20 protein-coding genes are annotated in these 23,899 nt (G+C 42.6%); 5 read left to right on the top strand and 15 right to left on the bottom strand.

What is annotated here, in order from left to right; genetic code table 11:
- Positions 1 to 180: 180 nt before the first annotated feature.
- The 9 genes from G610_RS0108220 to ftsH all read right to left on the bottom strand — a co-directional run bounded on the left by G610_RS0108220 (position 181) and on the right by ftsH (position 10,470).
- Positions 181 to 1,071, bottom strand: a complete 891-nt coding sequence (locus G610_RS0108220; protein ID WP_026524417.1) for a diacylglycerol/lipid kinase family protein — start codon at positions 1,069 to 1,071, stop codon at positions 181 to 183.
- Between the two features lie 235 nt (positions 1,072 to 1,306).
- On the bottom strand, positions 1,307 to 1,573 hold the full coding sequence (locus G610_RS0108215) for an HPr family phosphocarrier protein (RefSeq protein WP_026496285.1): 267 nt from the start codon (positions 1,571 to 1,573) through the stop codon (positions 1,307 to 1,309).
- Positions 1,574 to 1,598: 25 nt separating this feature from the next.
- Positions 1,599 to 2,543 (bottom strand): DNA-binding protein WhiA, encoded by a 945-nt coding sequence (gene whiA, locus G610_RS0108210; RefSeq protein WP_026524416.1) that lies wholly within the window; start codon positions 2,541 to 2,543, stop codon positions 1,599 to 1,601.
- 5 nt (positions 2,544 to 2,548) lie between these two features.
- Positions 2,549 to 3,412, bottom strand: a complete 864-nt coding sequence (gene rapZ, locus G610_RS0108205) for an RNase adapter RapZ (protein ID WP_026524415.1) — start codon at positions 3,410 to 3,412, stop codon at positions 2,549 to 2,551.
- A 2-nt stretch (positions 3,413 to 3,414) separates the two neighbouring features.
- A complete protein-coding gene (murB, locus tag G610_RS0108200; RefSeq protein ID WP_051197855.1) occupies positions 3,415 to 4,341 on the bottom strand; it encodes a UDP-N-acetylmuramate dehydrogenase in 927 nt (308 codons plus the stop codon).
- Position 4,342: 1 nt separating this feature from the next.
- Positions 4,343 to 5,311 carry an ROK family glucokinase gene (locus G610_RS0108195; RefSeq protein WP_026524413.1) on the bottom strand — a complete coding sequence of 323 codons (969 nt, stop codon included), beginning with the start codon at positions 5,309 to 5,311 and terminating at the stop codon, positions 4,343 to 4,345.
- Between the two features lie 18 nt (positions 5,312 to 5,329).
- Positions 5,330 to 6,268: an HPr(Ser) kinase/phosphatase gene (hprK, locus tag G610_RS0108190; protein WP_026524412.1), complete on the bottom strand. Its 939-nt coding sequence runs from the start codon at positions 6,266 to 6,268 to the stop codon at positions 5,330 to 5,332.
- A 37-nt stretch (positions 6,269 to 6,305) separates the two neighbouring features.
- Positions 6,306 to 8,180 (bottom strand): excinuclease ABC subunit UvrC, encoded by a 1,875-nt coding sequence (gene uvrC / locus G610_RS0108185; protein ID WP_026524411.1) that lies wholly within the window; start codon positions 8,178 to 8,180, stop codon positions 6,306 to 6,308.
- 52 nt (positions 8,181 to 8,232) lie between these two features.
- On the bottom strand, positions 8,233 to 10,470 hold the full coding sequence (gene ftsH / locus G610_RS0108180) for an ATP-dependent zinc metalloprotease FtsH (RefSeq protein WP_026524410.1): 2,238 nt from the start codon (positions 10,468 to 10,470) through the stop codon (positions 8,233 to 8,235).
- 304 nt (positions 10,471 to 10,774) lie between these two features.
- Between ftsH and G610_RS0108175 the strand changes: the two genes are divergently transcribed.
- The 5 genes from G610_RS0108175 (at position 10,775) to G610_RS0108155 (ending at position 17,459) form a co-directional block, all read left to right on the top strand.
- On the top strand, positions 10,775 to 11,971 hold the full coding sequence (locus G610_RS0108175) for an SPFH domain-containing protein (RefSeq protein ID WP_026524409.1): 1,197 nt from the start codon (positions 10,775 to 10,777) through the stop codon (positions 11,969 to 11,971).
- 30 nt (positions 11,972 to 12,001) lie between these two features.
- Positions 12,002 to 13,066, top strand: coding sequence for a hypothetical protein (locus G610_RS0108170; RefSeq protein ID WP_035797233.1), 1,065 nt, complete (start codon positions 12,002 to 12,004; stop codon positions 13,064 to 13,066).
- A gap of 15 nt (positions 13,067 to 13,081) precedes the next feature.
- Positions 13,082 to 13,912 carry a TPM domain-containing protein gene (locus tag G610_RS20240; RefSeq protein ID WP_051197854.1) on the top strand — a complete coding sequence of 277 codons (831 nt, stop codon included), beginning with the start codon at positions 13,082 to 13,084 and terminating at the stop codon, positions 13,910 to 13,912.
- Positions 13,913 to 13,998: 86 nt separating this feature from the next.
- A complete protein-coding gene (locus G610_RS0108160) occupies positions 13,999 to 15,771 on the top strand; it encodes a GGDEF domain-containing protein (protein WP_026524407.1) in 1,773 nt (590 codons plus the stop codon).
- Positions 15,768 to 17,459 carry a GGDEF domain-containing protein gene (locus tag G610_RS0108155; RefSeq protein ID WP_026524406.1) on the top strand — a complete coding sequence of 564 codons (1,692 nt, stop codon included), beginning with the start codon at positions 15,768 to 15,770 and terminating at the stop codon, positions 17,457 to 17,459. Before G610_RS0108160 ends, G610_RS0108155 begins: the two co-directional genes overlap by 4 nt.
- A gap of 36 nt (positions 17,460 to 17,495) precedes the next feature.
- On the opposite strand, the gene G610_RS0108150 is transcribed toward G610_RS0108155, so the two are convergent.
- From G610_RS0108150 to G610_RS0108125, 6 genes are all read right to left on the bottom strand, one after another.
- The gene (locus G610_RS0108150; protein WP_026524405.1) at positions 17,496 to 18,749 is read right to left on the bottom strand and encodes an extracellular solute-binding protein; all 1,254 of its coding nucleotides are present in this window, start codon (positions 18,747 to 18,749) and stop codon (positions 17,496 to 17,498) included.
- A gap of 2 nt (positions 18,750 to 18,751) precedes the next feature.
- Positions 18,752 to 19,480, bottom strand: coding sequence for an HD-GYP domain-containing protein (locus G610_RS20235; protein WP_051197852.1), 729 nt, complete (start codon positions 19,478 to 19,480; stop codon positions 18,752 to 18,754).
- Positions 19,477 to 20,649, bottom strand: coding sequence for a GGDEF domain-containing protein (locus tag G610_RS0108140; protein ID WP_026524404.1), 1,173 nt, complete (start codon positions 20,647 to 20,649; stop codon positions 19,477 to 19,479). Before G610_RS0108140 ends, G610_RS20235 begins: the two co-directional genes overlap by 4 nt.
- A gap of 105 nt (positions 20,650 to 20,754) precedes the next feature.
- Complete coding sequence (locus tag G610_RS20230) at positions 20,755 to 21,519, bottom strand: MBL fold metallo-hydrolase (protein ID WP_051197850.1); 765 nt, start codon at positions 21,517 to 21,519, stop codon at positions 20,755 to 20,757.
- Positions 21,520 to 21,562: 43 nt separating this feature from the next.
- Positions 21,563 to 22,195 carry a flavin reductase family protein gene (locus G610_RS0108130; protein WP_026524403.1) on the bottom strand — a complete coding sequence of 211 codons (633 nt, stop codon included), beginning with the start codon at positions 22,193 to 22,195 and terminating at the stop codon, positions 21,563 to 21,565.
- A 98-nt stretch (positions 22,196 to 22,293) separates the two neighbouring features.
- Positions 22,294 to 23,853, bottom strand: a complete 1,560-nt coding sequence (locus tag G610_RS0108125; protein WP_026524402.1) for an ABC-F family ATP-binding cassette domain-containing protein — start codon at positions 23,851 to 23,853, stop codon at positions 22,294 to 22,296.
- Positions 23,854 to 23,899 lie beyond the last annotated feature (46 nt).

Here is a 23,899-nt window from a genome sequence, read left to right as displayed (position 1 = left end):
CCTATAAAAGGGAGGAAGCCAAGGAAACTCGTGTTTCCTTGGCTTATTATGAAAAAGTTATTATAATTGGTATTGCCTTTCTTCATCTGACATCTTTAGTATAGCGAAAATAAATGTCTAAGATATGATTTGAAGTAAATAGTCTTTAAACGTTTTATGAACAAAAAATGAACGTATGTGTTAAGGAATCATAATATTGATAACCTTGTTCTCGTTCCTTATATCTACATGAGTATGGTTACCGCCAAACTCTCCATCCCTTGTCCAGGAAATACTCTCCTTTGAATCAAACTCAATATGCTTCGTCTTAAAGCAATACATAAGCTCGGTATTAATGTCCCTGTTAATAAATGCTGCCAAAAGATTACTCATGTCCAGCATATTGTCAGGAAGCTTTACCAAAGTGACCTCGAAAACTCCGTCGTCCATGGTGACATTTTTACCGGTTATATCCTTAAATCCTCCCACTGATCTGGAATTTGTAACCATTCCAAATACAAAATCATCCTCAATAACACCTTCATCGGTGGTTACTTTCATATGATAAGAACGTATCTCGGAAAGCCTTTTGGCACCTTCAAGAATATATGCCATGTGGCCCAAAATGTTCTTAATATCCTGCCTTGTCTGGTATGAAACATCAGTAAAAAGACCAAAAGCCGCTATATATACGAAGGTCTCTTCATTCATGATTCCTATATCGCAGGCATATTCTTTACCGCTTATAATGGTCTGGGCCGCTTCATGCATCTGCGACGGAATGCCGAGACTTACAGCAAAATCATTGGTAGAACCTGCGGGAACATAGCCTATAGGAGTCTTTCTTTTTGACTTCCACATTCCGCTAACAATTTCATCAAGGGTACCGTCTCCGCCACTGCAGGTTATGATGTCGTAGCTGTCATCATATTCCATCACCGCAGCAGTTCCATCTCCACGCTCCTTGGTGGGATATACAGTGATGTCATAGTCTCCCCTTGCGAAAATATCAATGATATCAATCAGGTTACTTCTGATTCGCTCCTTGCCGGCTTTAGGGTTGTAAATGAACAGCATTTTTTTCTTTTTCATAAAAAATACCTCAATAAGTGATTTGGCTATTAACAAAGAGTCGCTCGCGACTCTTTGCGCGCTGGTGCGCGCAAGCTTTAGCTTGCAAAATTCATCTGCGCACCAGTCGCATCCTTAGCGGAGCGCTTTTTATTCAATAGGAAATCCGAAGGAATTCCCTATTGAATAAAAAACCCATCTAATCTCATTATAAGAAATCAGATGGGTTAATTCCATTATAAAAATCCAAAATCAGTTATGAAAGCTGAAGCTCTCCAAGAAGAAAGCTCTCCATTCCCTTAACGGCATCCTCTTCATCCTGTCCATCAGCTATTACAGTAACCTCTTCGCCGCTATTAAGACTAAGAGTCATCATACCCATAATACTCTTGGCATTGACCTTCTTAGACTGAGCTTCGATATGAACTGTACTGTCATAACGGCTTGCAAGCTGAACCAGTTCTGCAACCGGACGAGCTTCAAGGCCACCCGGAAGCTTGATTTCGATAGATTTTGATATCATAATTTTCCTCCTCAAACTTAGTAAATTAACCTCTTAGCTTCTCTGCCAATTCGCTAAGCTTTCTCAACCTGTGATTTACTCCTGATTTTCCAACAGGTGGATCAAGGTACTTCCCAAGTTCCAATAATGTTGCATCGGGATACTGAAGCCTGGCCTCTGCCATATCCCTTAAACTCTCCGGTAAATTCTCGAATCCGTAGTGATCCCGGAGATATAAAATATCTGTCGTCTGTCTCGAAGCTGCGTTAACTGTCTTGGTAATATTAGCCGTCTCGCAGTTAACTCTTCTGTTAATGGCACCTCGCATCTCTTTCACGATACGCTCATTCTCCATATTCATCAGACTGACAGGTGCTTCCATAACATTAAGAAGATCCACAATCGATGTGCTCTCCTTGATATATACAACGTGATATTTCTTACGCTGTATAATCTTCGCCTCTATGTCGAAGCTCTCTATCATCGTCCTGAGCTCCTCAGCAAGCTTCAAGCTCCCACAGGAAAACTCCAGATGATAGGATTTGCTCGGATCACTTATAGAACCGATGCATAAAAAGGAATCACGTAAAAAGGCTCTTTTACAGCATGCCTTCATAATAAGCTGATGATTTATGCCTGAATTCTCGTCTCTAAGACTACCATCATCGTTAAAGTAGTGTATTCCCTTAAGTAGCGCTTTTGGTTTCTCAGAACCACTGAGTACAAGCCTGTAAACCTTGCCACCAATGATTTCCTTACTCCCATCTTGAAGCGTACCAGTGTCTATATTAAATGCTTTTTTTAATAATGTAAAGAACTTTCTAATAGCCCTCTCGGAATCATCAGCCAGAAAAACCCTGTATTCATCATCGGCTTTTCGTTCAACATACCCGACATTAATTAGTATTGCCGCTATCTCTGCCAGCTGACAATGGCGTCCGGGAGCAACCTGTTTTTCAAGTTCATTTTTCACATCGCCGGAAAATGACATATATATTACCTTGCATGCTTAAGGTCTCTGTGATATTTCTTAATGCCAAACTCATTTCTGTCCTTAAGCTTTTCATAAATCTCATTAGCTATTGTTACCGATCTGTGCTGACCGCCGGTACAACCGATAGCCACCACCAGCTGGTATTTGCCCTCATTTATGTAACCGGGCACCAGAAATTCCAGCATGTCCGTTAGTTTATCAAGGAACTGTCCGCACTCAGGAAAGCTCTTTACATAATCCTGAACTTCTTTATCATTGCCGGTAAGATGCTTTAATTCTTCTATATAAAATGGATTCGGTAAAAATCTCACATCAAAAACAAGGTCCGCATCTGAAGGGATACCGTGCTTAAATCCAAAGGAAAGAATAGTCACCATAAGATTGTCGTGCTTCTCATTTGCCACAAAAATCTTATCCATCTCCATCTTGAATTCTCTGGTAAGAAGCTGTGAGGTATCAATGATATAATCTGCCAGAGAGCGAATTCTGGATAAAAGCTCTCTTTCTTTGGTTATACCGTCCTCGATTCGTCCATCGGGAGATAAGGGATGACGTCTTCTTGATTCCTTGTATCTCTTAACAAGAACGGCATCCGAGCATTCCAGGAAAAGAATCTCCACATTCAGTCCTCTTTTTCTGGCCTCCTCAATAATTCTTGGTGCATCCTCGAATCGCTGTCCGGCTCTAACATCAAAGCCAAGAGCCACCTTGGTTATCTCACTGTCTGGAACCGATATAAGCTCTATGAATTTTTCAAAAAGACTCGGCGGAAGATTATCTACGCAGTAAAAACCATCATCCTCAAGCATATGAATTGCTGTCGATTTGCCTCCACCGCTCATTCCGGTTACGATTACAATCCTCATCCTTAAAATTCTCCCAGTCTGATAACCTCCGGATCAAGCTTCACTCCGGAATTCTCAAATACTTTGTCCTGTACATCTCTGATAAGTTTATCGACATCCTCAGACGTAGCTTTACCCTTGTTCACCACAAATCCGCAGTGCTTCTCAGAAACCTGAGCATCGCCCACTTTGTAGCCTCTAAGACCGGCTTCCTCAATAAGCTTACCTGCAAAATTCCCCTCAGGTCTTTTGAAGGTAGAACCTGCACTTGGAAACTCCAGAGGCTGCTTCTCTCTTCTTCTGCCCATAAGGTCATTCATGGTGCTCTCAATCTCGCCCTTATCACCCTTTGACAACTCTATCTCTGCGCCAAGGAGAATGCAGGGTCTGTTTTTAAATATGCTTGTGCGATATCCAAACTCGGCCTCTTCACCTGAAAACTCAACTTCACTTCCATCAGGCTCCATCACACGGATCTTCTTAACAACCTGCTTCATCTCTCCGCCGTATGCACCTGCATTCATAATAAGTGCGCCGCCTATTGTACCGGGGATTCCATGGGCGAACTCAAAGCCTGTAAGGCTGTTATCCCTTGCAAGATTTGCAACAGCAGAATTAAAGGCCGCTGCCCCCGCAAAAATATGGTTGTCATCCAAAAGACGGACATCTGAAAACTCGCCGCCAAGAGCGACAATAACGCCTCTAAAGCCCTTGTCTGAAACAAGAAGATTACTTCCGTTTCCAATCACATAGAAATCCTTAAAGAACTCCATCTCAAGCTCTGAAAAAAGCTTGAGCAGTGAAGAAAGCTCTGCCGCACTATTTATTCGCACAAAATAATCGGCAGGCCCACCGATCCTAAAGGTGGTGTGCCTGCTCAAATCTTCATTTTCTGTTATGCATTTATCCGAAATAATTCGGGATAATTCTTCTGATAATCCTGATCTCATTTTACTTAATTGAATCCAAAACCAGCTTAGCTGCTCCAAATAATCCTGCGTCATTTCCAAGCTTAGCAAGAGCGAACTTTGTTCTCTTTGCGCCGTGGAAAACATACTTCTCAAAGGAAGGACGAACCAGATCAAAGAGGATATCTCCTGCCTTGGATACGCCGCCGCCAAATACGATGATCTCAGGGTTAATGGTTGAAGCTATCATTGCAAGACCTTTTCCAAGGTAATCACCATAGCGTGTGATTGCTACATTTGCAAGCTTGTCACCGTTTTTAGCAGCATCGAAAATGTCCTTACATACAAAATCCTTGCCTCTGAGAACACACTCCTCGTCGCTCTCTTCAAGAACTCTGTTCATGAGAAGAACTGCTCCAGTAGCACTTGCGTACTGCTCAAGGCATCCGTGATTACCGCATCCACACTGCAAAGGCTCATTATCCTCGATATGGATATGTCCGATCTCACCGCCGGCACCTGTTGCACCATTAAAGATCTTGCCGTTGTGAATGATTCCGCCGCCTACACCTGTACCAAGAGTAACCATGAGCATATCCTTGTAGCCCTGGCCACCGCCCATCCAGTACTCACCAAGAGCTGCAACGTTAGCATCATTACCGCATTTAACAGGCATCTTTACAAGGTTATGAAGCTCATCCTTCATATTGAACTCACTCCATCCAAGGTTAACTGCCTTAAAAATTGTTCCATCATCACTGAAGGGGCCCGGAGCACCTGCGCCAACACCTACTACCTGTGAATCCTTGATGCCTCTGTCTTCCATCTTCTTACGGATAGCTTCGGCAATATCGGGAAGAACCTTCTCACCGTTGTTCTCAGTTCTGGTGGGAATCTCCCATACTTCTACCTTATGGCCATCCATATCAAGAAGACCGATCTTAACGGTTGTTCCGCCTATATCTACTCCAAATACATATTTTTCTACAAGACTTGATGCGTTATTTTCCATTATGTTTTCCTCTGTTCTTTAGTCTTCGTCTTCCTGCCCACGGGCAAGTGAATTCTGAACTCTGTTGTAGAGCTCCTGAGCGGCATTGTAACCCATCATCTTCTGTCTGTGGTTAACTGCTGCCGACTCGCAAATGATCGCCAGGTTACGGCCCGGACGGATCGGGATTCTGTGGCAAACTATCTTGTTGCCAAGATACTCTGTGTATTCCTCTTCAAGACCGAGTCTGTCGTATTCCTTATCCTTATCCCATTCTTCAAGTTTGATCACAAGATCGATGTTCTGAGTATCGCGGACACTTGATACGCCAAAAAGTGTCTTAACATCGACAATACCGATACCTCTAAGCTCAATGAAATGCCTTGTGATATCGGGTGCTGTACCGATAAGTGTTACATCACTGACCTTGCGGATCTCAACAACGTCATCGGATACAAGTCTGTGTCCTCTCTTTATAAGCTCAAGAGCTGCCTCGGATTTACCGATTCCGCTCTCACCTGTAATAAGAAGACCGACACCATAAACATCTACAAGAACGCCATGAATTGAAATGCAGGGCGCAAGCTCTACATTAAGCCATCTGATAATCTCTGCCATAAATGATGAGGTAGACTTCTGGGTTACCATTATCGGTACCTGCTCCTCTATGGCTATTTTCACAAATAACGGATCCGGGATAAGACTTCTGCAGAAAACTACTGCCGGTATATCAAATGAAAGAAACTCTCTGTATACCCTCTCCTTGTCTGCATCCGGGATGGATTCCATATATGTGTATTCAACAAAGCCGATAACCTGCAGTCTCGTTGCTTCAAAATGCTCAAAGTATCCTGCGAGCTGAAGGGCAGGTCTGTTAATATCGGGCTGATGAATTCTGATTCTGGAGATATCTATCTCTTTTGTGAGATTTTCAAGCTCCATTTTCTTTACAACTGTTTTAAGCTTTACTGTTGCCATGTGTTACCCCCTTGTTAAACAAAGACAGTTTACCATATTATCCCTGTTTGTGAAAGTAATTATATATGTCATTTGCGGCGTTTTCCGGTATCTCCGGAATGGATTTAAGCTCCTCCACATCCGCATTTCTGATCTCGTCAATTGACTTAAAGTGTCTCATTAGAGCCTTGCGTCTTGCAGGTCCTACACCTGGAATATCATCAAGGGAGCTCTTTACCTGAGTCTTGGATCTTAAGGACCTGTGATACTCAATGGCAAATCTGTGGGCTTCATCCTGAATCCTGGTGATAAGCTTAAAGCCCTCTGAATGCCTGTCTATCGGAAGCTCTGTATTGTTGTAATAAAGGCCTCTTGTTCTGTGATTGTCATCCTTTACCATACCGCACACGGGAATGTTTATGCCAAGCTCATCAAGAACCTTGAGACAGATATTCACCTGGCCTCGTCCGCCGTCCATCAAAATAAGATCCGGAAATTTCGTAAAGCTTCCGTACTGTGCATCGATTTCCCTAAGCTCAAGCTCATGTCTCTCTTCAAGGCCGTGCATAAGTCTTCGTGTAAGAACTTCCTTCATGCAGGCATAATCGTCGGGACCTGTAACGGATTTTATCCTGAACTTTCGATAATCACTTCTCTTGGGTTTTCCCTTTTCATAAACAACCATGGAGCCAACATTGGCAAAGCCGCTGATATTGGAAATATCATAGGCCTCCATTCTGGTAAGTCCCTTGATGCCAAGGATACTCTCAATCTCCTTTACGGCTCCAATGGTTCTGCCTTCTTCGCGCTTTAATCTCTCCTTGTCCTTGGATAAAACAAGCTCTGCGTTCTGCGCAGCAAGCTCCATGAGCTTTTCCTTCTGACCACGCTCAGGAACGCTGATATAAACCCTGCTGCCCTTGCGGTCAGTAAGCCATTTCTCTATTATCTCCATATCCTCTATGGGTTCAGGCAGCATAAGCTCTCTTGGAATAAAAGGTGTTCCTGCGTAGAACTGCTTTACAAAGTTAAGAAGAATCTCATCTCTGGGATTTCCTGAAATATGGGTCATGTAAAAATGCTCGCGGCCAATAAGTCTTCCATCACGTACAAAGAACACCTGCACCACAGCGTCATTTTCATCTGCTGCAATTGCAAGAATATCCTTATCCTCCATAGCTGCATCCGTCATCTTCTGCTTCTGTGCCACCTGCCTTACACTGGCAAGAAGATCCCTGTAATATGCGGCTCGCTCAAAGTTTAATTCCTCAGAAGCCGCCTCCATCTTATCTGACAGATCTTTCATGATAGGCGCATAGTTTCCATCAAGGAAATTCAAGGCACCGGCTATTCTCTGTCCGTATTCTTCCTTGGATATTTTCCCGTCGCAGGGGGCTGAACACCTCTCCATATGATAATTAAGGCAGGGTCTGTCCACACCTATATCCCTTGGAAGAACCCTGTTGCAGGTCCTAAGACCATATATCTTATTTATCAGCTCGATAGTATCCTTAACTGCCGCAGCACTGGTGAAAGGACCGTAATATCTTGATTTATCCTTTTTCATGATTCTGGAAAAAAGAATCCTTGGAAAATCCTCGGACACAGTGACCTTGATGTAGGGATAGGTCTTATCATCCTTAAGCATGGTGTTGTATCTGGGGCTGTTTTCCTTAATGAGGTTATTCTCAAGCACCAGTGCCTCAAGCTCAGAGTCAGTAACTATGTACTCAAACCTTGCAATCTGCGATACCATGCGATCTATCTGAGGCCCGCGGCCCACAATTTTACGAAAATAAGACCTCACACGATTGTGGAGGTTAATAGCCTTCCCGACATACATGATGGTATCATTCTCATCACGCATTATATAAACGCCCGGCTGGTTGGGCAGTTTTTTAAGTTCTTCCTGTACGTTGAATTTTTCTTCCATATAAAAATAATAGCATTAAGGCTGCCGCAATGCGACAGCCCTATAAATAAGTTTATTTATTATCAAAATTGTCAGGAACATGTGAAAAACGTCCGCCGCTGGGTGCTGCATCATTCTGTGCAGGTGCGGAAGGGTTCTCTTCGTATGGATTCCTGAAAGCTGTCTGAGGAGCATCAGGTGTCCAGTCAATCAGAGGTTCATCTTCATCCTCTGCATCATCAGTCTGATCCTGAACCTGCGTATCTCCGACAGTGACATCGAAAGTCGGAGTGGCAGGCTGCGATTCAGCTTCCATTGCGGCTTTCTCTTCCTTAGTGGGGATATTCTCGCCAACTGCTGCTGACTCAGGTCTTGTAGCATAGATTCTGCCACGTTTTGCAGTCTCTGCCTCTTCATCTGTAGGCTCGGGAATATTCTCAACCTCTCTGTAGATCTTCATGAATTCCTTACCGGTGATTGTCTCCTTCTCTATAAGGAACTGCGCAATCTTATCCATGGAATCAAGATGATCGCGGATTATCTGCTTAGCCTTCTCATAGCATCCTGCAAGGAGCTCCTTAACCTCTTCATCAACCAGATATTCTGTCTGCTGGCTGCAATTAAGGACTCTGTTACCGTCAAGGTATCTGTTCTGAACGGATTCAAGCTGCATAAGTCCGAATCTCTCGCTCATACCAAACATTGTGATCATGCTGCGGGCCATGGATGTAGCCTTCTCGATATCATTTTCGGCACCTGTTGTAACAGTGTTGAAAATAACCTCCTCTGCAGCACGTCCGCCGAGAGTAACGATGATATCATCAATAAGCTCGTCCTTTGTCTGAAGATATTTCTCATCCTCAGGAACCTGCATAACATATCCAAGAGCACCCATTGTTCTGGGTACGATAGTGATCTTCTGCACGGGCTCTGTGTTTTTCTGAACCGCACTGATAAGTGCATGTCCAACCTCGTGATAGGATACGATCTTTCTCTCCTCTTTACTGAGGATACGATCCTTCTTCTCTTTACCTACAAGGACCTGCTCAACAGCTTCCATAAGATCCTGCTGGCATACATATTCTCTATGAGCCTTAACTGCATTGATAGCAGCTTCATTTATCATGTTGGCAAGATCTGAACCAACAGCACCGCTTGTCGCAAGGGCGATTCCCTTAAGATCAACGGTCTCATCCATTTTTACATCCTTGGAGTGAACCTTAAGAATTTCTTCACGTCCCTTGAGATCAGGCTTATCAACGATGATTCGTCTGTCGAAACGTCCGGGACGAAGCAGGGCCTTATCAAGTATCTCCGGTCTGTTGGTAGCACCAAGAACCAGAACACCCTTGGATGAATCAAAACCATCCATCTCGGAAAGCAGCTGGTTAAGAGTCTGCTCACGCTCTTCGTTACCGCCATACTTATTATCACGGCTTCTACCGATAGCATCTATCTCGTCGATGAAAATAATGCAGGGAGCATTTTTACTTGCTTCAGCAAAAAGCTCACGAACACGGCTTGCTCCGACACCTACGTAAAGCTCTATGAAATCAGAACCTGCAAGTGAATAGAAAGGAACATGGGCTTCACCTGCAACTGCTTTTGCAAGAAGCGTTTTACCTGTTCCGGGAGGTCCTACAAGAAGAGCTCCCTTAGGAAGCTTGGCACCGATTTTTACATATCGTCCGGGGTTGTGGAGGAAATCTACTACCTCAACCAGGGACTCCTTTGCCTCATCCTCACCTGCTACGTCCTTAAAGGTAACTCCCGTCTCACGCTGCATGTATACCTTTGCATTGTTCTTGCCGATGCCAAGCGGTCCGCCGCCCTTGGACATACGTCTGAACACGAAGGAAATGATGAGCCACATGAGAAGAATCGGAAGGATGTAATACATTACAAAGGAAAGTATTGCTCCCGATGAATCCGGAACCTCGCTGCTTACCTCAATACCTGCATTTAACAGTCTCTTTGTCAGAGTAGCATCATCCTCGGCTTTACCTGTGTAATATGTAAGAACCGTTGCAGATCCGTAGAAAGGATTGAACTTCAGCTCGTTCTTACCTACCTTAGGAATAATGTTTATCCTGTCATTTTCAATTACAACACTTTCAATCTGCTCTTCCTTTATCATAGTGATAAATTCTGAATAAGATATCTCTTTATTGCTGGTGGATGTCATAGCACGCATGAAATATGTCATAAAGAGCATTGTGACCAGTGCCGCCACTACCAGCAGCAATATATTTTGTTTTCTGGGGCCGTTATCGCCACCGGGATTGTTATTGTTATTTAAGTTATTATCCATATATTATCCCCTTACTTTCAGAGTCGTTCTGTTCTATTATATTTATAACACATATATAAATCAATTGTGTACATTCGAAAAAATTGTGTCCAATTTATAAAAAAAGTATAAACTTCCCTTCCAAAATAACCACTATTTCGTATTCACTTTTATATCAATTCCCATTATCACACTATTTTGCAAAATAATCATCCCTATTCCGCTTGATCGGATAACGAAATTCCGAATTATTTTTTCATAAATATGCTATAATCTTTGTAAAGTTTTTTCAAAGAAAAGATATATTTTAAGGAGGATATGTTATATGGGTATTTTACAAGCTGGTATAGGCGCTGCAGCAGGTGTACTTGCAGATTCCTGGAGAGACTATTTCTATTGTGATGCACTTCCCGCAGACACTCTTGCTGTTAAGGGTCAGCGTCGCACAGGAAAGACAAGCTCCAATAAAGGAAACGATAATATCATTTCAAACGGCTCCATCATTGCTGTTGCTGACGGACAGTGCATGATCATCGTAGATCAGGGCAAGGTTACTGAAGTCTGCGCAGAGCCCGGTGAGTTCGTTTACGACACAAGCACTGAGCCTTCTCTTTTCTACGGAAGTCTCTCTTCGAACATTGCTGAGACCTTCAAAAAGTTCGGAAAACGCGTTGGCTTTGGCGGCGATGTGGCTAACGATCAGAGAATCTACTATATAAATACAAAGGATATCATCGGCAACAAGTACGGCACAGCTAATCCTGTTCCTTTCCGCGTTGTTGATAAGAACATCGGTCTTGATGTTGATATCGCTATCCGTTGCCACGGTGAGTACAGCTACAAGATAGTTGATCCTATCCTCTTCTATACAAATCTTTGCGGCAACTTCCAGGGAGAATACAAGCGTGATAACCTTGATTCTCAGCTTAAGAGTGAGCTCCTTACAGCTCTTCAGCCTGCATTTGCAAAGATCTCCGAGACAGGAGTTCGCTACAGCGCACTTCCGGGACACACCACAGAGATCGCTGATGCTCTTAACGAAGTTCTTTCCTCAAAGTGGGGAGAGACCTATGGTATCAAGATTTCTACCTTCGGTATCAACTCAGTAAATGCATCTGAAGAAGATGAAAAGATGATCAAGGAACTGCAGAAGAATGCAGTTTATGCTAATCCCAACATGGCAGCTGCTACTCTTGTTGGTGCCCAGGCACAGGCTATGCAGGATGCAGCTAAGAATACAGCCACAGGTCCCATGATGGCATTTGCAGGCATGAACATGGCACAGCAGGCAGGCGGCGCTAATGCAGCCAACCTCTTTGCAATGGGTCAGCAGGCTGCTCCCCAGGCAGCACCTCAGGCTGCTCCCGCTGCAGGTTGGACCTGCTCTTGCGGAACAGTTAACACAGGTAATTTCTGCAGCAACTGCGGATCACCCAAGCCCTCAACTGACTGGACCTGCTCCTGCGGAACAGTTAACAGCGGCAAGTTCTGCTCAAACTGTGGATCACCCAGACCCCAGTAATCTATTACTCTGATTTTTAAGGAATTATCTATGGGATTAACCGAATATGAATGCCCCGCCTGTGGCGGGGCAATGGAATTTAATGCAAAAAGCCAGATGCTCTCCTGCCCTTACTGCGACACGCAGATTAAGGTAGGAGACTATAAGGCACCAAGACAGGAAGAACAGGACAAGGATGCCAAGGCTGACAGCAATGAGTGGAATTCCGACGAGCTAAACGGAATGGTAGTTTACTCATGCCAGTCCTGCGGAGGTGAGATCATCGCTTCCGAGACCGAAGGTTCCTTAACCTGTCCTTTTTGCAGTAATAATGTTGTAGTAAAAGAGAAATTTGCCGGCGATCTTAGGCCTAACTATGTAATTCCATTTAAGACCACTAAAGAAGATGCAATGAAAGCCTATTCCGGATATGTTAAGAATAAGCTTTTATTACCGTCTGCCTTTTTTGAGCAGAATCATATTGATAAGGTCAGAGGAATCTACATCCCTTATTGGATCTACAACGGCAAGATCAAAGGTAATTACAACTTTACCGCAACCAATGTCCGTCACTGGAGTGATGGAGATTACGAATATACCGAAACCTCATTCTTCGATGTTCACAGAGAAGGTAATGAGAGCTTTAAAAACGTGCCCCATGATGCTTCAAAAGAAATGCCGGATGACCTGATGGAATCCATAGAGCCCTTTGACTTTAGTCAGGCTGTAGATTTCAACAGCGGCTATCTTGCGGGCTTTTTGGCCAACAGATATGACGTGGATGCCAAGGATACTGAAGCCCATATAGTTAAGCGCATGGCTGATTCTGTAGAAAGTGATATAAAGGACACTGTTTCCGGTTATACCACATCCACAGTTAAGGCAAAAACAAATGATGTTGTGTCCATATCCCATAAGTATGCCCTATATCCCGTATGGCTTCTTAATACTACCTGGAATGGCAAGAATTTCCTTTTTGCCATGAATGGACAAAACGGTAAATTTGTCGGCGACCTGCCTGTAAGCAAAATAAAGGCTTTGATTCTTTTCCTTTGCACATCGGCCGGTGCTACTCTGCTTAACATAGCAATATGGTTCATGTTTTTTAGCAAATAATTAGTAGGGCGTATAATGATGAAATATATTCGTAAACATAAGAAAAATATAATATTGCAGACGCTGCCCGTGCTGTTTGCAGCTATGGTCATATCATTATTCATTCCTGCTGTGGCCAAAGCTGATGCAAGCGGACTGGTAGAGCCTATCTATGCTACCGATGGTTCACTTTATCCTGTTGTAGACTACGCAGATCTCCTCACTGATGAAGAGGAACAGGCTCTGGCGGACAGAATATATCCTCTTCAGGAGCAATACAATTCCGCTATAGTACTTCTTACAGTGCCTTCCACCGGAGACAGATCTCCCATGGAATACGCCGATGACTTCTACGATTACAACGGCTATGGAATGGGCGATAGCCACAACGGAATTATATTCCTTCTGTCAATGGAGGACAGAAGCTGGCGTTTTGAGACTACGGGTACAGCCATCGACGTATATACCGATTCCGATCAGGACTATATATTTGATGAGATCAAATCTTATCTGTCGGAAAATCGCTATTACGATGCTTATTATAAATTCATATCTCTCTGCGAAGACGAGCTTCAATCTGACTACGAATCCGGAATATTTACCCCCGGTAAGTTTTTCATTTGTCTCGCAATCGCACTTGTTTTTGCTCTGATTGTGCTTTTGGGCTTTATAGGTCAGCTAAAGACTGTGACCCCGGCCAAGGGAGCATCCAATTATTCTGATGGAGGTCTTCACTTAACGAGTCAGTATGACAGATTCACCCACAAGACCCTTTCAAAAACAAAAATCCAGAAGGACAACGGTGGTTCATCTACCCACACAGGATCCTCAGGAACATCGCACGGAGGAAGCGGAGGTCATTTCTAATGACCTCCTTTTTTCATAAAAACATAACCCTTTTTTAATAAATAGCTACTGTAAAGTTGTTATACTTATTGTCAGGAGAGTACGCCATGAGATTACGTGATTATTTACGCATAAATGTGTGGCTGCTGCCTATTATTTTAATACTCCTCCCAATAACACTGATAATTTTTGGCAGCTCATATCTGTCCACACCAAATACGTACTTTAATACCCAGCTAAATGATGGCTGGTCTGTTAGTCATGGCGATAATCACTATGAAAATGTAAATCTTAAGAATTTTAATCTTGGCAATACTTCTAAAGGTGATGTTGTTACTATAACAAGCACCATCCCTGACATGACTGCCCCTGCAGCCGCAATTATGTTCAGAAGCATTCTGTCCACAGTAACTGTATGGATAGATGATGAGCAGGTATATGAGTACGGCAAGGATTTTGCAGACAAAAATCTTATGCTTCCAAAACACTACAACTTCATCTCCATTCCCGAAAGTGCCATTGGAAAAACAATAACCATAACCTTTGACGTTACCGAAAACAACGCATTCTCAGGCATTTCGCCGGTTTATTACGGAAATCTTTTTGAATTGGAGCGCAGCTATTTACAGAGCAAACGTCTTGATCTGTTCATAGGAATCTTTCTGTGCCTGTTTGGCTTTATGCTGCTGACTCTGTCCTCCTATCTGTATATGTATCACGGCCAGGACCTTTCTCTGATTTTCAGTTCGGTTATATCCTTCAATCTTGGCGCCTATATCCTTTGCTATAATGACCTTTTCAATTTCATAGGCGATAATGATTTTTATTTCTGCATAATGGAATATGTGACACTGTATTCGATACCTTTTTCTATCATCGTATTCCTTGTGTCCACGCACCCTGAGCTGAATACCAATCTTGCAAAGGTATTTCTGTCCATAAATATTCTGTTTCCTGCATTAACACTTATACTTCAGCTTACTAACCTGGTGCATATAAATTATTTCGTAACCGCACTTCATATTATGGCTTTGCTTGAAGCGGCCATTTTGCTTCCAAGACTTGTCATGAATATATACAGGAGATACCAGTCAAGGAAGAATTCCCCGGATTACACCGGCATGACCTCAGATTCAATCCTTATCATTGGACTTGTGGTTTTCATTTTCTGCTGCGTCATCGATATCGCAAAATACAACTTCTTCAATGAATTTGGCGGTGGCGGCGTTGCCTACACAGGCATTACTTTCATGAACCTGGGTGCTCTCGGATTTGTTATGAGCCTTTTCGTGTTCTATTTCTACCATGGAATAGAGCATATAAATGCTGCCTATGTAAAAGAACATCTGGAAGGCCTTGCCTATACAGACCCTCTCACAGGACTCATGAACCGTGCAAAATGTATGCAGTACATGGCTACAGTTAAGGGAAACTATGCCCTTATCAGCATAGATATGGATAACCTTAAACCCGTAAACGACACCCTTGGACATCTTGAAGGCGACAGAATGATCCGCTGCTTTTCAGATATCCTAAAGCAGGCTTTTGATGGTGCTTCTCTTATCGGCAGAACCGGCGGCGATGAATTCCTTGTCGCAATAGAGAATCCGGAATCCGGCATCTGTGAAAAAATGATAGAAAAACTGGAAACTCTTATGGCTGTTTTCAACGACGCAGATAAGAAAATAAGGCTCTCCGCATCCTGTGGTTTTGCATACAGTAATGAACCCAAGCTTACCGATGCCAACTCTGTATTCATTATGGCTGACACCCGTATGTACAGAATTAAAGAGCAGCATCATGAAGATAAGCTCTCAAAATTCCTTGATGATATCATCTCCGGAAAAATCAGTCAGAAGGGAGGTGAAGAAGGCACATGAAAAAACGTATGCACTTTCTGATGATAGCCTTTCTTACCTTCATCATTCTGGTGGTGATATGCTATGGCACCTTCATGCCCCACAGCTCCAGGAAGATTTATAAACTTAATGATGGATGGGATATCGAACTTGGATCTGATATTTATGAAAACGTCAATTTGAGAGAATTTATAAAAAGGCCGGGCAGCCCCATTGAAAAGGGTGATGTCCTTAAGATGACCAAGGTTGTTGATATTTCTGATGACATTACCTTCCCTACCATACAGTTCATGTCAAAATATTGCTCATGGCGCGTGACCTGTAACAATGTAATGGTTCAGGAAAAATATGCTGATTATATACCCAATGGAAAATTCATTGGAATAAGCTACAATACCGTAAGTTTGCCCAAGATTAATGGGCCCTTTACGCTGACTTTGGAATTCTCCATCAACGAGAATGCATCCTACAGCTATTTTGACATACCCAAATACGGCGACTTTTTGTCCATAATGATACATTACATATTCAGTAATCTCTTGGGACTGGGAACAGGAGTTTTCCTGATAATCTTTGGTCTTTCCTTTGGTGTGATAACGCTGATATTTTACAGAAGGCTTCCCGGGATCTTATCTCAGCTCTTTTCGTCTTTGTTGTTTGTGGATGTAGGCGTATGGATTCTGTGTTATTTCAGGGTTGCGGATCTTATCGTTTCTACGCGTGGACACTCGACGGAATTAGAGTTTTTCGCGCTTTACATGCTGGTACCCCTGATCTATATGATAATCGGCTGTACCCAGCAGCACTATAAGGACTGGATCTTTATGGTCACAGCTGCAACCAGCACTATGATCTGCCTGTTCTTTATGCTCATGCACTTAACTGGAATTGCTCATATAAACAGGACTTTCTCATATTTCCAAGGCATATCCATGATATGCTTCATTTTCCTGTGCGTGACCATAGGAAGAGATATCGCACAGAAAAAGCTTGAACCCTCTGATAAGATCCAGCTTCTTGGTCTTGCAATACTTGCAATATCATTCCTTTTCAGCATGGTTTTGCATGTTCTTGAGATGGCAGGGGTAATCTATGGAAATATTGTTATCAAGATAGTAATTCCTCTGGGCTGCCTTACCTTTGTATTTGCGACACTTATCAACTATTTCATTTATATATCAGAATCCTACGCAAGAAGAAAAGAGTATGAATCTCTGACTCACCTTGCTTATGCAGATGGCCTGACAGATCTTCCAAACAGATCAAGATTTGAGAAATATATGAATGATCTTGATAAGGGAAATGAAACCTACTGCATTGTAAGTCTTGACCTGAACGGTCTAAAAGAAATAAACGACAATGACGGACATGCTGCAGGCGATAAATATCTGAAGGAGTTCGCTGACATTTTACAGCATTGCTTTGCCGAGAAGGCCTTCATAGCCCGTATAGGCGGAGACGAATTTGCGGCCATTCTGACAAAAAACAACATCTACGATGTTGATACCATGATTACAAGACTTAAGGATGCATTGGAAGTTAAGAACGTACTGTATCCCGAATTCAGAAGAAGCGTTGCCACCGGATATGCATACAGCACGGAAATCCCTGAAGGAGACTCCCATGCTGTTTATCTGCTCGCCGACAAGCGCATGTATAAGAATAAAAAGAAAATGCACGAAAAACTTGGTATAAAAGCAAGATTGTAAATCTTACAAATCAATCTGCAAAAGAATATGATCAAATCAGTTCATTAGGGCTTCAAGGCTGTTTTGCGCATCCTGGAGCCCTTCATCTATGGTCTTTTTTCCTTTGATGATGTTTTCCATTTCCGCTCCAAGGATTTTATAAAAATCCGGCCACTCTTCCATAACAGGTCTGTATACGCCATTTTCAAGAGCTTGAAATACCGCTTCGAAGGGAGGATTTTCCTTTAATACCTTCTGATCAGTAAGGCAGGAATACCTGCATGGAACACCTCCGCTATCTATAGTTTGCATCTGAACATGCGGATCCATCAGGTATTTAAGGAGCTCCAGTGATAGCTCTTTATTCGGTGCATTCTCGGGAATTCCAATGGTCCAGATACCGTATACATTGGCGTTGTATGCAACTGCGCTATCTGTAGTTTTACCTGTAAGCGCAATATAATCGGATGACGATCTTGCGGTAGGAGTATACCATCCGGGCCATCCTATAGCCATGGCCGCAGCACCGTTTGCTATGGCCATAATGAGATTATCCCTGCTCTCTGCTTTTCCGCTTTCAATAAGTTGCATATAGAATCTGAGGGCTTCTTTAAATTGCTTGGTATTTACCGTAGGATTATTGTTTTCATCAACAACCCATCCACCATAAGATAAAAGGATTGGAAGGAAGTCTACCACGTAGTTGTTCTCTGAGTCGCCTCTATACATAAATCCCAGATTTCCATACTGCTTAGCCTTGTCGCATACTTCCTTAATGGTCTTAAGAGATGTCAGCTGGCTTCCATCATAGCCCGCTTTCTGAACAACCCTCTTGTTATACAAAAGAACTGTTACGTTTCCATAATATGGTGCCAGGTAAACGTCACCGTCATGGTAACAGATTTCTTTGGTTGCCTCGATGATGTCGGAATCAAGCTCATATCCGTTTTCACTAAGGTTCATCAAAACGCCCTTTGAAGTGAATTCTGCCATCCAGGAACCATCTACCATGCACAGATCGTAGGCACCGGTATCATTTGCCGCATCATTTATTAATCCGGAGTGAAGCTCCTCCTCGCCCAGCTCAACTATGTCACAGATAATTCTGTTTTCCTCCTCAAAGGGAATCAGACAGGATTCTATGGCATCAACGTATATGCCTGATCTGAGTGCCAACGTTATGTGGGTCGCTGTATCAGGATCAACAGTCAGGATTTGATCCGGCTTCTTTTGCATGCCGCAGGATACCAGCGACGTAGTCATTATTAAAATCAGTATGACGGATGTAAACCTCTTTAGCTGTGATCTCATTTTCAGTCCTTTCCTTCATAAGAAAATCTATCCATCTTTCTTCTGACATCTTCCAAACATTCATCAATCTTATTCATAGGGATGTTGCAAAAAACCTTAACAAGGTATTCATCAAGCTGTTTTCCCGCTGCCAGCTTAAGCTCTGAAACTGCTGCCGCATAGGGAAGTGTTGCTCTGTAGGAACGATTCATTGTTATTGCAGAATATGTATCCGCAACTGCTATGATCTTAGCTCCAAGGGGTATCTGATCTCCTGTAAGCTGATGATAACCATTGCCGTCTATGCGCTCATGATGATAAAGAATATACTCCTTTACCTTGGGAAACCCATCTATATCATCAAGTATCTCAACTCCAAAGTCGGGATGCTTTTTCATAATTTCCCACTGAGACTGACCTAGCTTACCTGAGTGTCCCACGATTTCCCTTGGAATCGCAAGCTTACCGATATCAAGAAGGAGTGATGCATAGTGAAGATCCCGCTGTCTCACCTTTAATCTGTAGCTGTAGGGCAAAAACTCATAGATGGCCATACAAAGGTTATGTACATGTAGTGAATGTCCGTCAAGGTTCGGATCATCTGCTTCCAGTATTCCTATCAGTATCTCCATTAGCTGCAGGGAACGTTTCTTTTCAATAAATGAATTGTATGTTGAAACGATAGCGATCAGAAATGCAGCAAACATACAAAGAACCAGAAGATCAAAAACTTTAGATTCCATTGAAATCATAGTCCGCCTCCCTGTCCTTCTACATTACTGAATCTGATCTGATTTTTACCTGCGCGTTTTGACTCATAAAGGGCTTCGTCTGCCCTCTTATAAGCCTTATCTATATCGCGGTCTTCCGGCAAAATTTCTGCCACACCAAAGGATGCATGTATGCCGTGAAGCTCGCCTATTTCCACATGATTAAGAGAATCCAGCATACTCTGAAGCAGTTTTGTAACCTCTTCTCTGTCTGATGCTCCGCGGATCATAACTATGAATTCATCGCCGCCAAGCCTTCCGGGAAAGCTCTGCTTTTCCTCAAGAACCTTTTCTTGGAATCTCCATTTTTCAGACATATCTATGTTCAGGTTTTCTATAATAGTTGTTCCCGCCACCTGTATGGCTTTATCACCCATCTGATGTCCAAGCTTATCATTTATCTGCTTGAATTCATCAAGGTCAAGAAGACAAACAGCCATGTATTCATCGTGGGGATTATTAAGTACATTGCCTGCAAGGGAGAAAAACCTGCCTCTGTTAAGAAGAGATGTCAGGGCATCAAAGCTTGACTGTATCTCAAGTTCTCTTTGAATCTGGGTATTCTTCTGATAGGTTACAAACTGCTGCATCCTTGTTCTCTGGAATGCAAAGTGCAGGATAACGGCAAGACCCGTGAAAGTTACTGCGTTGTAAATATCCTGCATTACTATGGATGCAGGCTTAACCAGGTATGATGAATAGACAAAAACTGAAACCTGCACAGCTATTATCATCAGCATATTAAGCATATTTGTTATAAAAGAAAATGAAATTACCACCAGCATGATCATAAACATGGTGGCTGCCATGTACGGCTGACTGACAGAAAGCTGAATACTGTATACCATCCACAAAAGGATGCCTAAAAGGAGCTGTAGTTTTACAAACTTATGAGGATACTTTTTCTGAAACCATCTTGAAAAAGCAAAAGTGCCTATAGAAATAGCACCATAGGTGATATAAAACTTAATATCAACCTGGTTTACACTAAAAAGATCAAGCAGTGAAAAAATGACGCAAAACAAATTAACGATGATGAACCATAGACTGAGAATATTAATATGATTCCAGTTGGTATCATCGATCAGCTGCCTGCAATCTTCATATGTAGCTTTATCGTATCCATAGTATTTCGTACTCTGTGCTGTCATTAAAAAACCTCATAAAAACAAACAGTACATCATACTAATACTCTATCAAACAAATCTATTAATTCTCTAAATAATAAAATAATTTTTTAGGAAAAATGCAGCTGTTTACTGCATTTGTACAGCTTTCCCAACTTCAAAAATCTCTGTTTTTTGACCTGGATATTTAATATCTATATAGTCTTTGAATTCTTTCGGGTCAGCACTGTTAAAGAGGAACATGTCATAGTGACCGGGAACTGCAAGGCCGGGCTTAAGTGTACCCACAAGGTCTGCTGCCTCCTGATAGGTCATATTTCCAATGCAATCCTCTCTAAGTCTTCTTGCATCTCTTCCGTTAATGGGCACAAACATTGCATCAAATGGCCCCTTTTCTCTGAGCTTTCCGTAAATGCCTTCATAGAGACAGGTATCTCCCAGATGACAGATCTTTTTCCCATTAAAGGTAACAATATAGATAAGATAAGGGTGTGTTCCATCCTCTCCGGTATCAAGGAATTCGTGAGCTGCAGGAATCGCCTCGATATGCACGGGTCCTTCATCAGCACTGATATTTTCATCAACAAAAATAAATCTGTCGGCGCTGATATCGAGGTCTCCAGGCAGATCATCTTTAAAGGCTATAGGTGCTACAAACTTAATGGAAGGATAAAGCTTTCCTATCTTTTTCCATGCCTCTCTGTCGATGTGGTCAACATGATCATGAGTACCAAATATCAGACTTACATCTGACAGATCCTCTACATTCACTATATTTTTCACCTGTCTTCCATCCATATCGGAAAGAAACAGATCTATACCAAACTTATAGCCTGTATCTGTATCCCACACCAGAATTCCCTGCTGTCCTGTGCGCATAAATTCCACTGCCATAACCCTTACCTCCTGTTTTGTCCTTTAATTATTTATGCCTAGGTTACTTTTTCTTTTTGTGACTCTTTTTATTACCCTGCTTATTTCCGGCCTTTTTTGATGACTTATTAGCCGGCTTCTTAGCTACACTGTAACCAAACTTTCCAAGCTTTTTGCCAAGCTTAAAGTATTCGCCATGAGAATATGCCACAAGATCCGCTGCCACAAGGTCAAAGCGGCCCTTCTCGTCCAGATATTTTTCATCCACGGTAACTGCCACAACTTCAGCCACAAACATGTCGTGACTTCCAAGTTCAAGTACCTGTTTTACCTTACATTCAATATTTACAGGGCTCTCTTCTATTCCCGGGGCACTTATCTTCTGGGACTTCTGAGGAGTAAGGTGCATCTCCTTGAATTTGTCATAGTCTCTTCCTGATCTTACGCCGCACCAATCGGTGGCCCTTGTAAGCTCAGTATTTGTCAGGTTTACAACAAACTCCCCTGTCTCTTTTATTATGTCGTAGGAATATCTTTCTTTTCTTACGGATATGGAAAGCATCGCCGGAGAGCTGCATATATTTCCTGCCCATGCAACTGTTATGATGTTTGGCTTTTCACCTTCTCTGCCACAGCTCACCATAACTGCGGGAATGGGATAAAGCATATTTCCGGGCTGCCATACTTCTTTTGCCATTAGTATCTGCGCTCCTTACTTTTTTATTTAATTTTATACAATATATAAGCCCCGGTAAAGGACTTATAAAAAATCAATTACCGGGGCTGTAAGTCAGATTAAAGCTTGGTGGTCCACTTGGTGCAGTCGATAATCTGCGTAGCAAGATCCTCATAAAAATCAGGCTCATGGCATACCATAAGAACTGTACCCTTGTATTCCTTAAGCGCTCTGTGAAGTTCCTCCTTCGCATCAACATCAAGATGGTTTGTCGGCTCATCCAGTACAAGTATGTTGGACTCTCTGTTCATGAGCTTGCAGAGTCTGACCTTTGCCTGCTCGCCACCTGATAAAACCTTGCACTTACTCTCTATGTGCTTGGTAGTAAGTCCGCACTTGGCAAGAGCAGAGCGAACCTCATACTGTGTAAAGGAAGGGAACTCATTCCATATCTCTTCAAGGCATGTGGTTTCGATATCAGGAGACATTTCCTGCTCAAAATATCCTATCTCCACATGCTCCCCGCGCTGTACCCATCCTGACAGAGAAGGAATAAGACCAAGAAGGCTCTTTAAAAGTGTGGTTTTACCGATGCCGTTTGCTCCTGTCAGTACCACGAAAGTATTTCTCTCTATCATCAGGTTAAGAGGACTTGATAAGGGCTCATCATATCCGATGACCAGATCCTTAGTCTCGAAAAGAACCTTGCCGGGAGTTCTTGCAGTCTTAAAATAGAATTCCGGCTTTGGTTTTTCCTGTACCTTCTCGATAAGCTCCATGTTATCAAGCTTTTTCTGTCTGGCCATTGCCATGTTTCTTGTGGCAACTCGTGCCTTATTCCTTGCGACAAAGTCCTTAAGATCAGCAATTTCCTGCTGCTGTCTGTTATAGGCAGCCTCTCTTTGTGCCTTTTTCATCTCATAGACTTCCATGAACTTATCGTAGTCACCCACATATCGCTCAAGGCTGTGGGTTGTACCATCCATGTGATAAATTATGTTTACCACGCTGTTAAGGAAAGGTATATCATGGGAGATCAGAATAAAAGCATTCTCATATTCCTGCAGATATCTTGTAAGCCAGACGATATGCTCGGCATCCAGATAGTTTGTAGGCTCATCCAAAAGAAGGATGTCCGGCTTTTCCAAAAGGAGCTTTGCAAGCAGTATCTTTGTACGCTGTCCTCCGGAAAGCTCCGTTACGTCCCTGTCAAGACCAAGCTCGAGAAAGCCAAGAGCTCTTGATACCTCATCTATTTTAGAATCTATAAGATAAAAATCATGATTGGTCAAAAGATCCTGAATGGTACCAAGCTCTTCCATCAATGCTTCAAGCTGCTTCTCGTCCGCTTCGCCCATGGCATCGCAGATCTCATTCATCCTGCGCTCCATCTCATAAAGGGGCTCATAAGCAGATGCCAACACGTCTCTTATTGTCATTCCTTCCTTAAGTACTGCGTGCTGATCAAGATAGCCCGCCTTAACATTTTTGGCCCACTCAATATTACCGGCATCAGGCATAAGTTTGCCTGTAATTATATTCATGAATGTGGACTTACCTTCACCGTTTGCTCCCACAAGGCCTATATGCTCGCCCTTAAGAAGTCTGAATGATACATCATCAAAAATAGCTCTGTCGCCAAAACCATGTGTGAGATGCTCAACGTTCAAAATGCTCATTATTTTTCCTTCCAAAAAACCAAGGTTAATAAGTTCTATATATTCT

Origin of the sequence: Butyrivibrio sp. MB2005, assembly GCF_000424285.1 — a bacterium.
GTDB lineage: Bacteria > Bacillota > Clostridia > Lachnospirales > Lachnospiraceae > Butyrivibrio.
This window is presented reverse-complemented; position numbering and strand designations above follow the sequence as displayed.

Coding starts and splice junctions, on each gene's coding strand:
- rapZ (WP_026524415.1), bottom strand. CDS start 3,412: ATGAGGATTGTAATCGTAACCGGAATGAGCGGTGGAGGCAAATCGACA.
- G610_RS0108130 (WP_026524403.1), bottom strand. CDS start 22,195: ATGGCAAAAGAAGTATGGCAGCCCGGAAATATGCTTTATCCCATTCCC.
- hprK (WP_026524412.1), bottom strand. CDS start 6,268: ATGGCAACAGTAAAGCTTAAAACAGTTGTAAAGAAAATGGAGCTTGAA.
- G610_RS20240 (WP_051197854.1), top strand. CDS start 13,082: ATGATGAAATATATTCGTAAACATAAGAAAAATATAATATTGCAGACG.
- G610_RS0108140 (WP_026524404.1), bottom strand. CDS start 20,649: ATGACAGCACAGAGTACGAAATACTATGGATACGATAAAGCTACATAT.
- murB (WP_051197855.1), bottom strand. CDS start 4,341: ATGAGATCAGGATTATCAGAAGAATTATCCCGAATTATTTCGGATAAA.
- G610_RS0108150 (WP_026524405.1), bottom strand. CDS start 18,749: ATGAGATCACAGCTAAAGAGGTTTACATCCGTCATACTGATTTTAATA.
- G610_RS20230 (WP_051197850.1), bottom strand. CDS start 21,519: ATGGCAGTGGAATTTATGCGCACAGGACAGCAGGGAATTCTGGTGTGG.
- G610_RS0108160 (WP_026524407.1), top strand. CDS start 13,999: ATGAGATTACGTGATTATTTACGCATAAATGTGTGGCTGCTGCCTATT.
- G610_RS0108175 (WP_026524409.1), top strand. CDS start 10,775: ATGGGTATTTTACAAGCTGGTATAGGCGCTGCAGCAGGTGTACTTGCA.
- G610_RS0108155 (WP_026524406.1), top strand. CDS start 15,768: ATGAAAAAACGTATGCACTTTCTGATGATAGCCTTTCTTACCTTCATC.
- uvrC (WP_026524411.1), bottom strand. CDS start 8,180: ATGGAAGAAAAATTCAACGTACAGGAAGAACTTAAAAAACTGCCCAAC.
- G610_RS0108125 (WP_026524402.1), bottom strand. CDS start 23,853: ATGAGCATTTTGAACGTTGAGCATCTCACACATGGTTTTGGCGACAGA.
- whiA (WP_026524416.1), bottom strand. CDS start 2,543: ATGTCATTTTCCGGCGATGTGAAAAATGAACTTGAAAAACAGGTTGCT.
- G610_RS0108220 (WP_026524417.1), bottom strand. CDS start 1,071: ATGAAAAAGAAAAAAATGCTGTTCATTTACAACCCTAAAGCCGGCAAG.
- G610_RS20235 (WP_051197852.1), bottom strand. CDS start 19,480: ATGATTTCAATGGAATCTAAAGTTTTTGATCTTCTGGTTCTTTGTATG.
- G610_RS0108195 (WP_026524413.1), bottom strand. CDS start 5,311: ATGGAAAATAACGCATCAAGTCTTGTAGAAAAATATGTATTTGGAGTA.
- ftsH (WP_026524410.1), bottom strand. CDS start 10,470: ATGGATAATAACTTAAATAACAATAACAATCCCGGTGGCGATAACGGC.
- G610_RS0108215 (WP_026496285.1), bottom strand. CDS start 1,573: ATGATATCAAAATCTATCGAAATCAAGCTTCCGGGTGGCCTTGAAGCT.
- G610_RS0108170 (WP_035797233.1), top strand. CDS start 12,002: ATGGGATTAACCGAATATGAATGCCCCGCCTGTGGCGGGGCAATGGAA.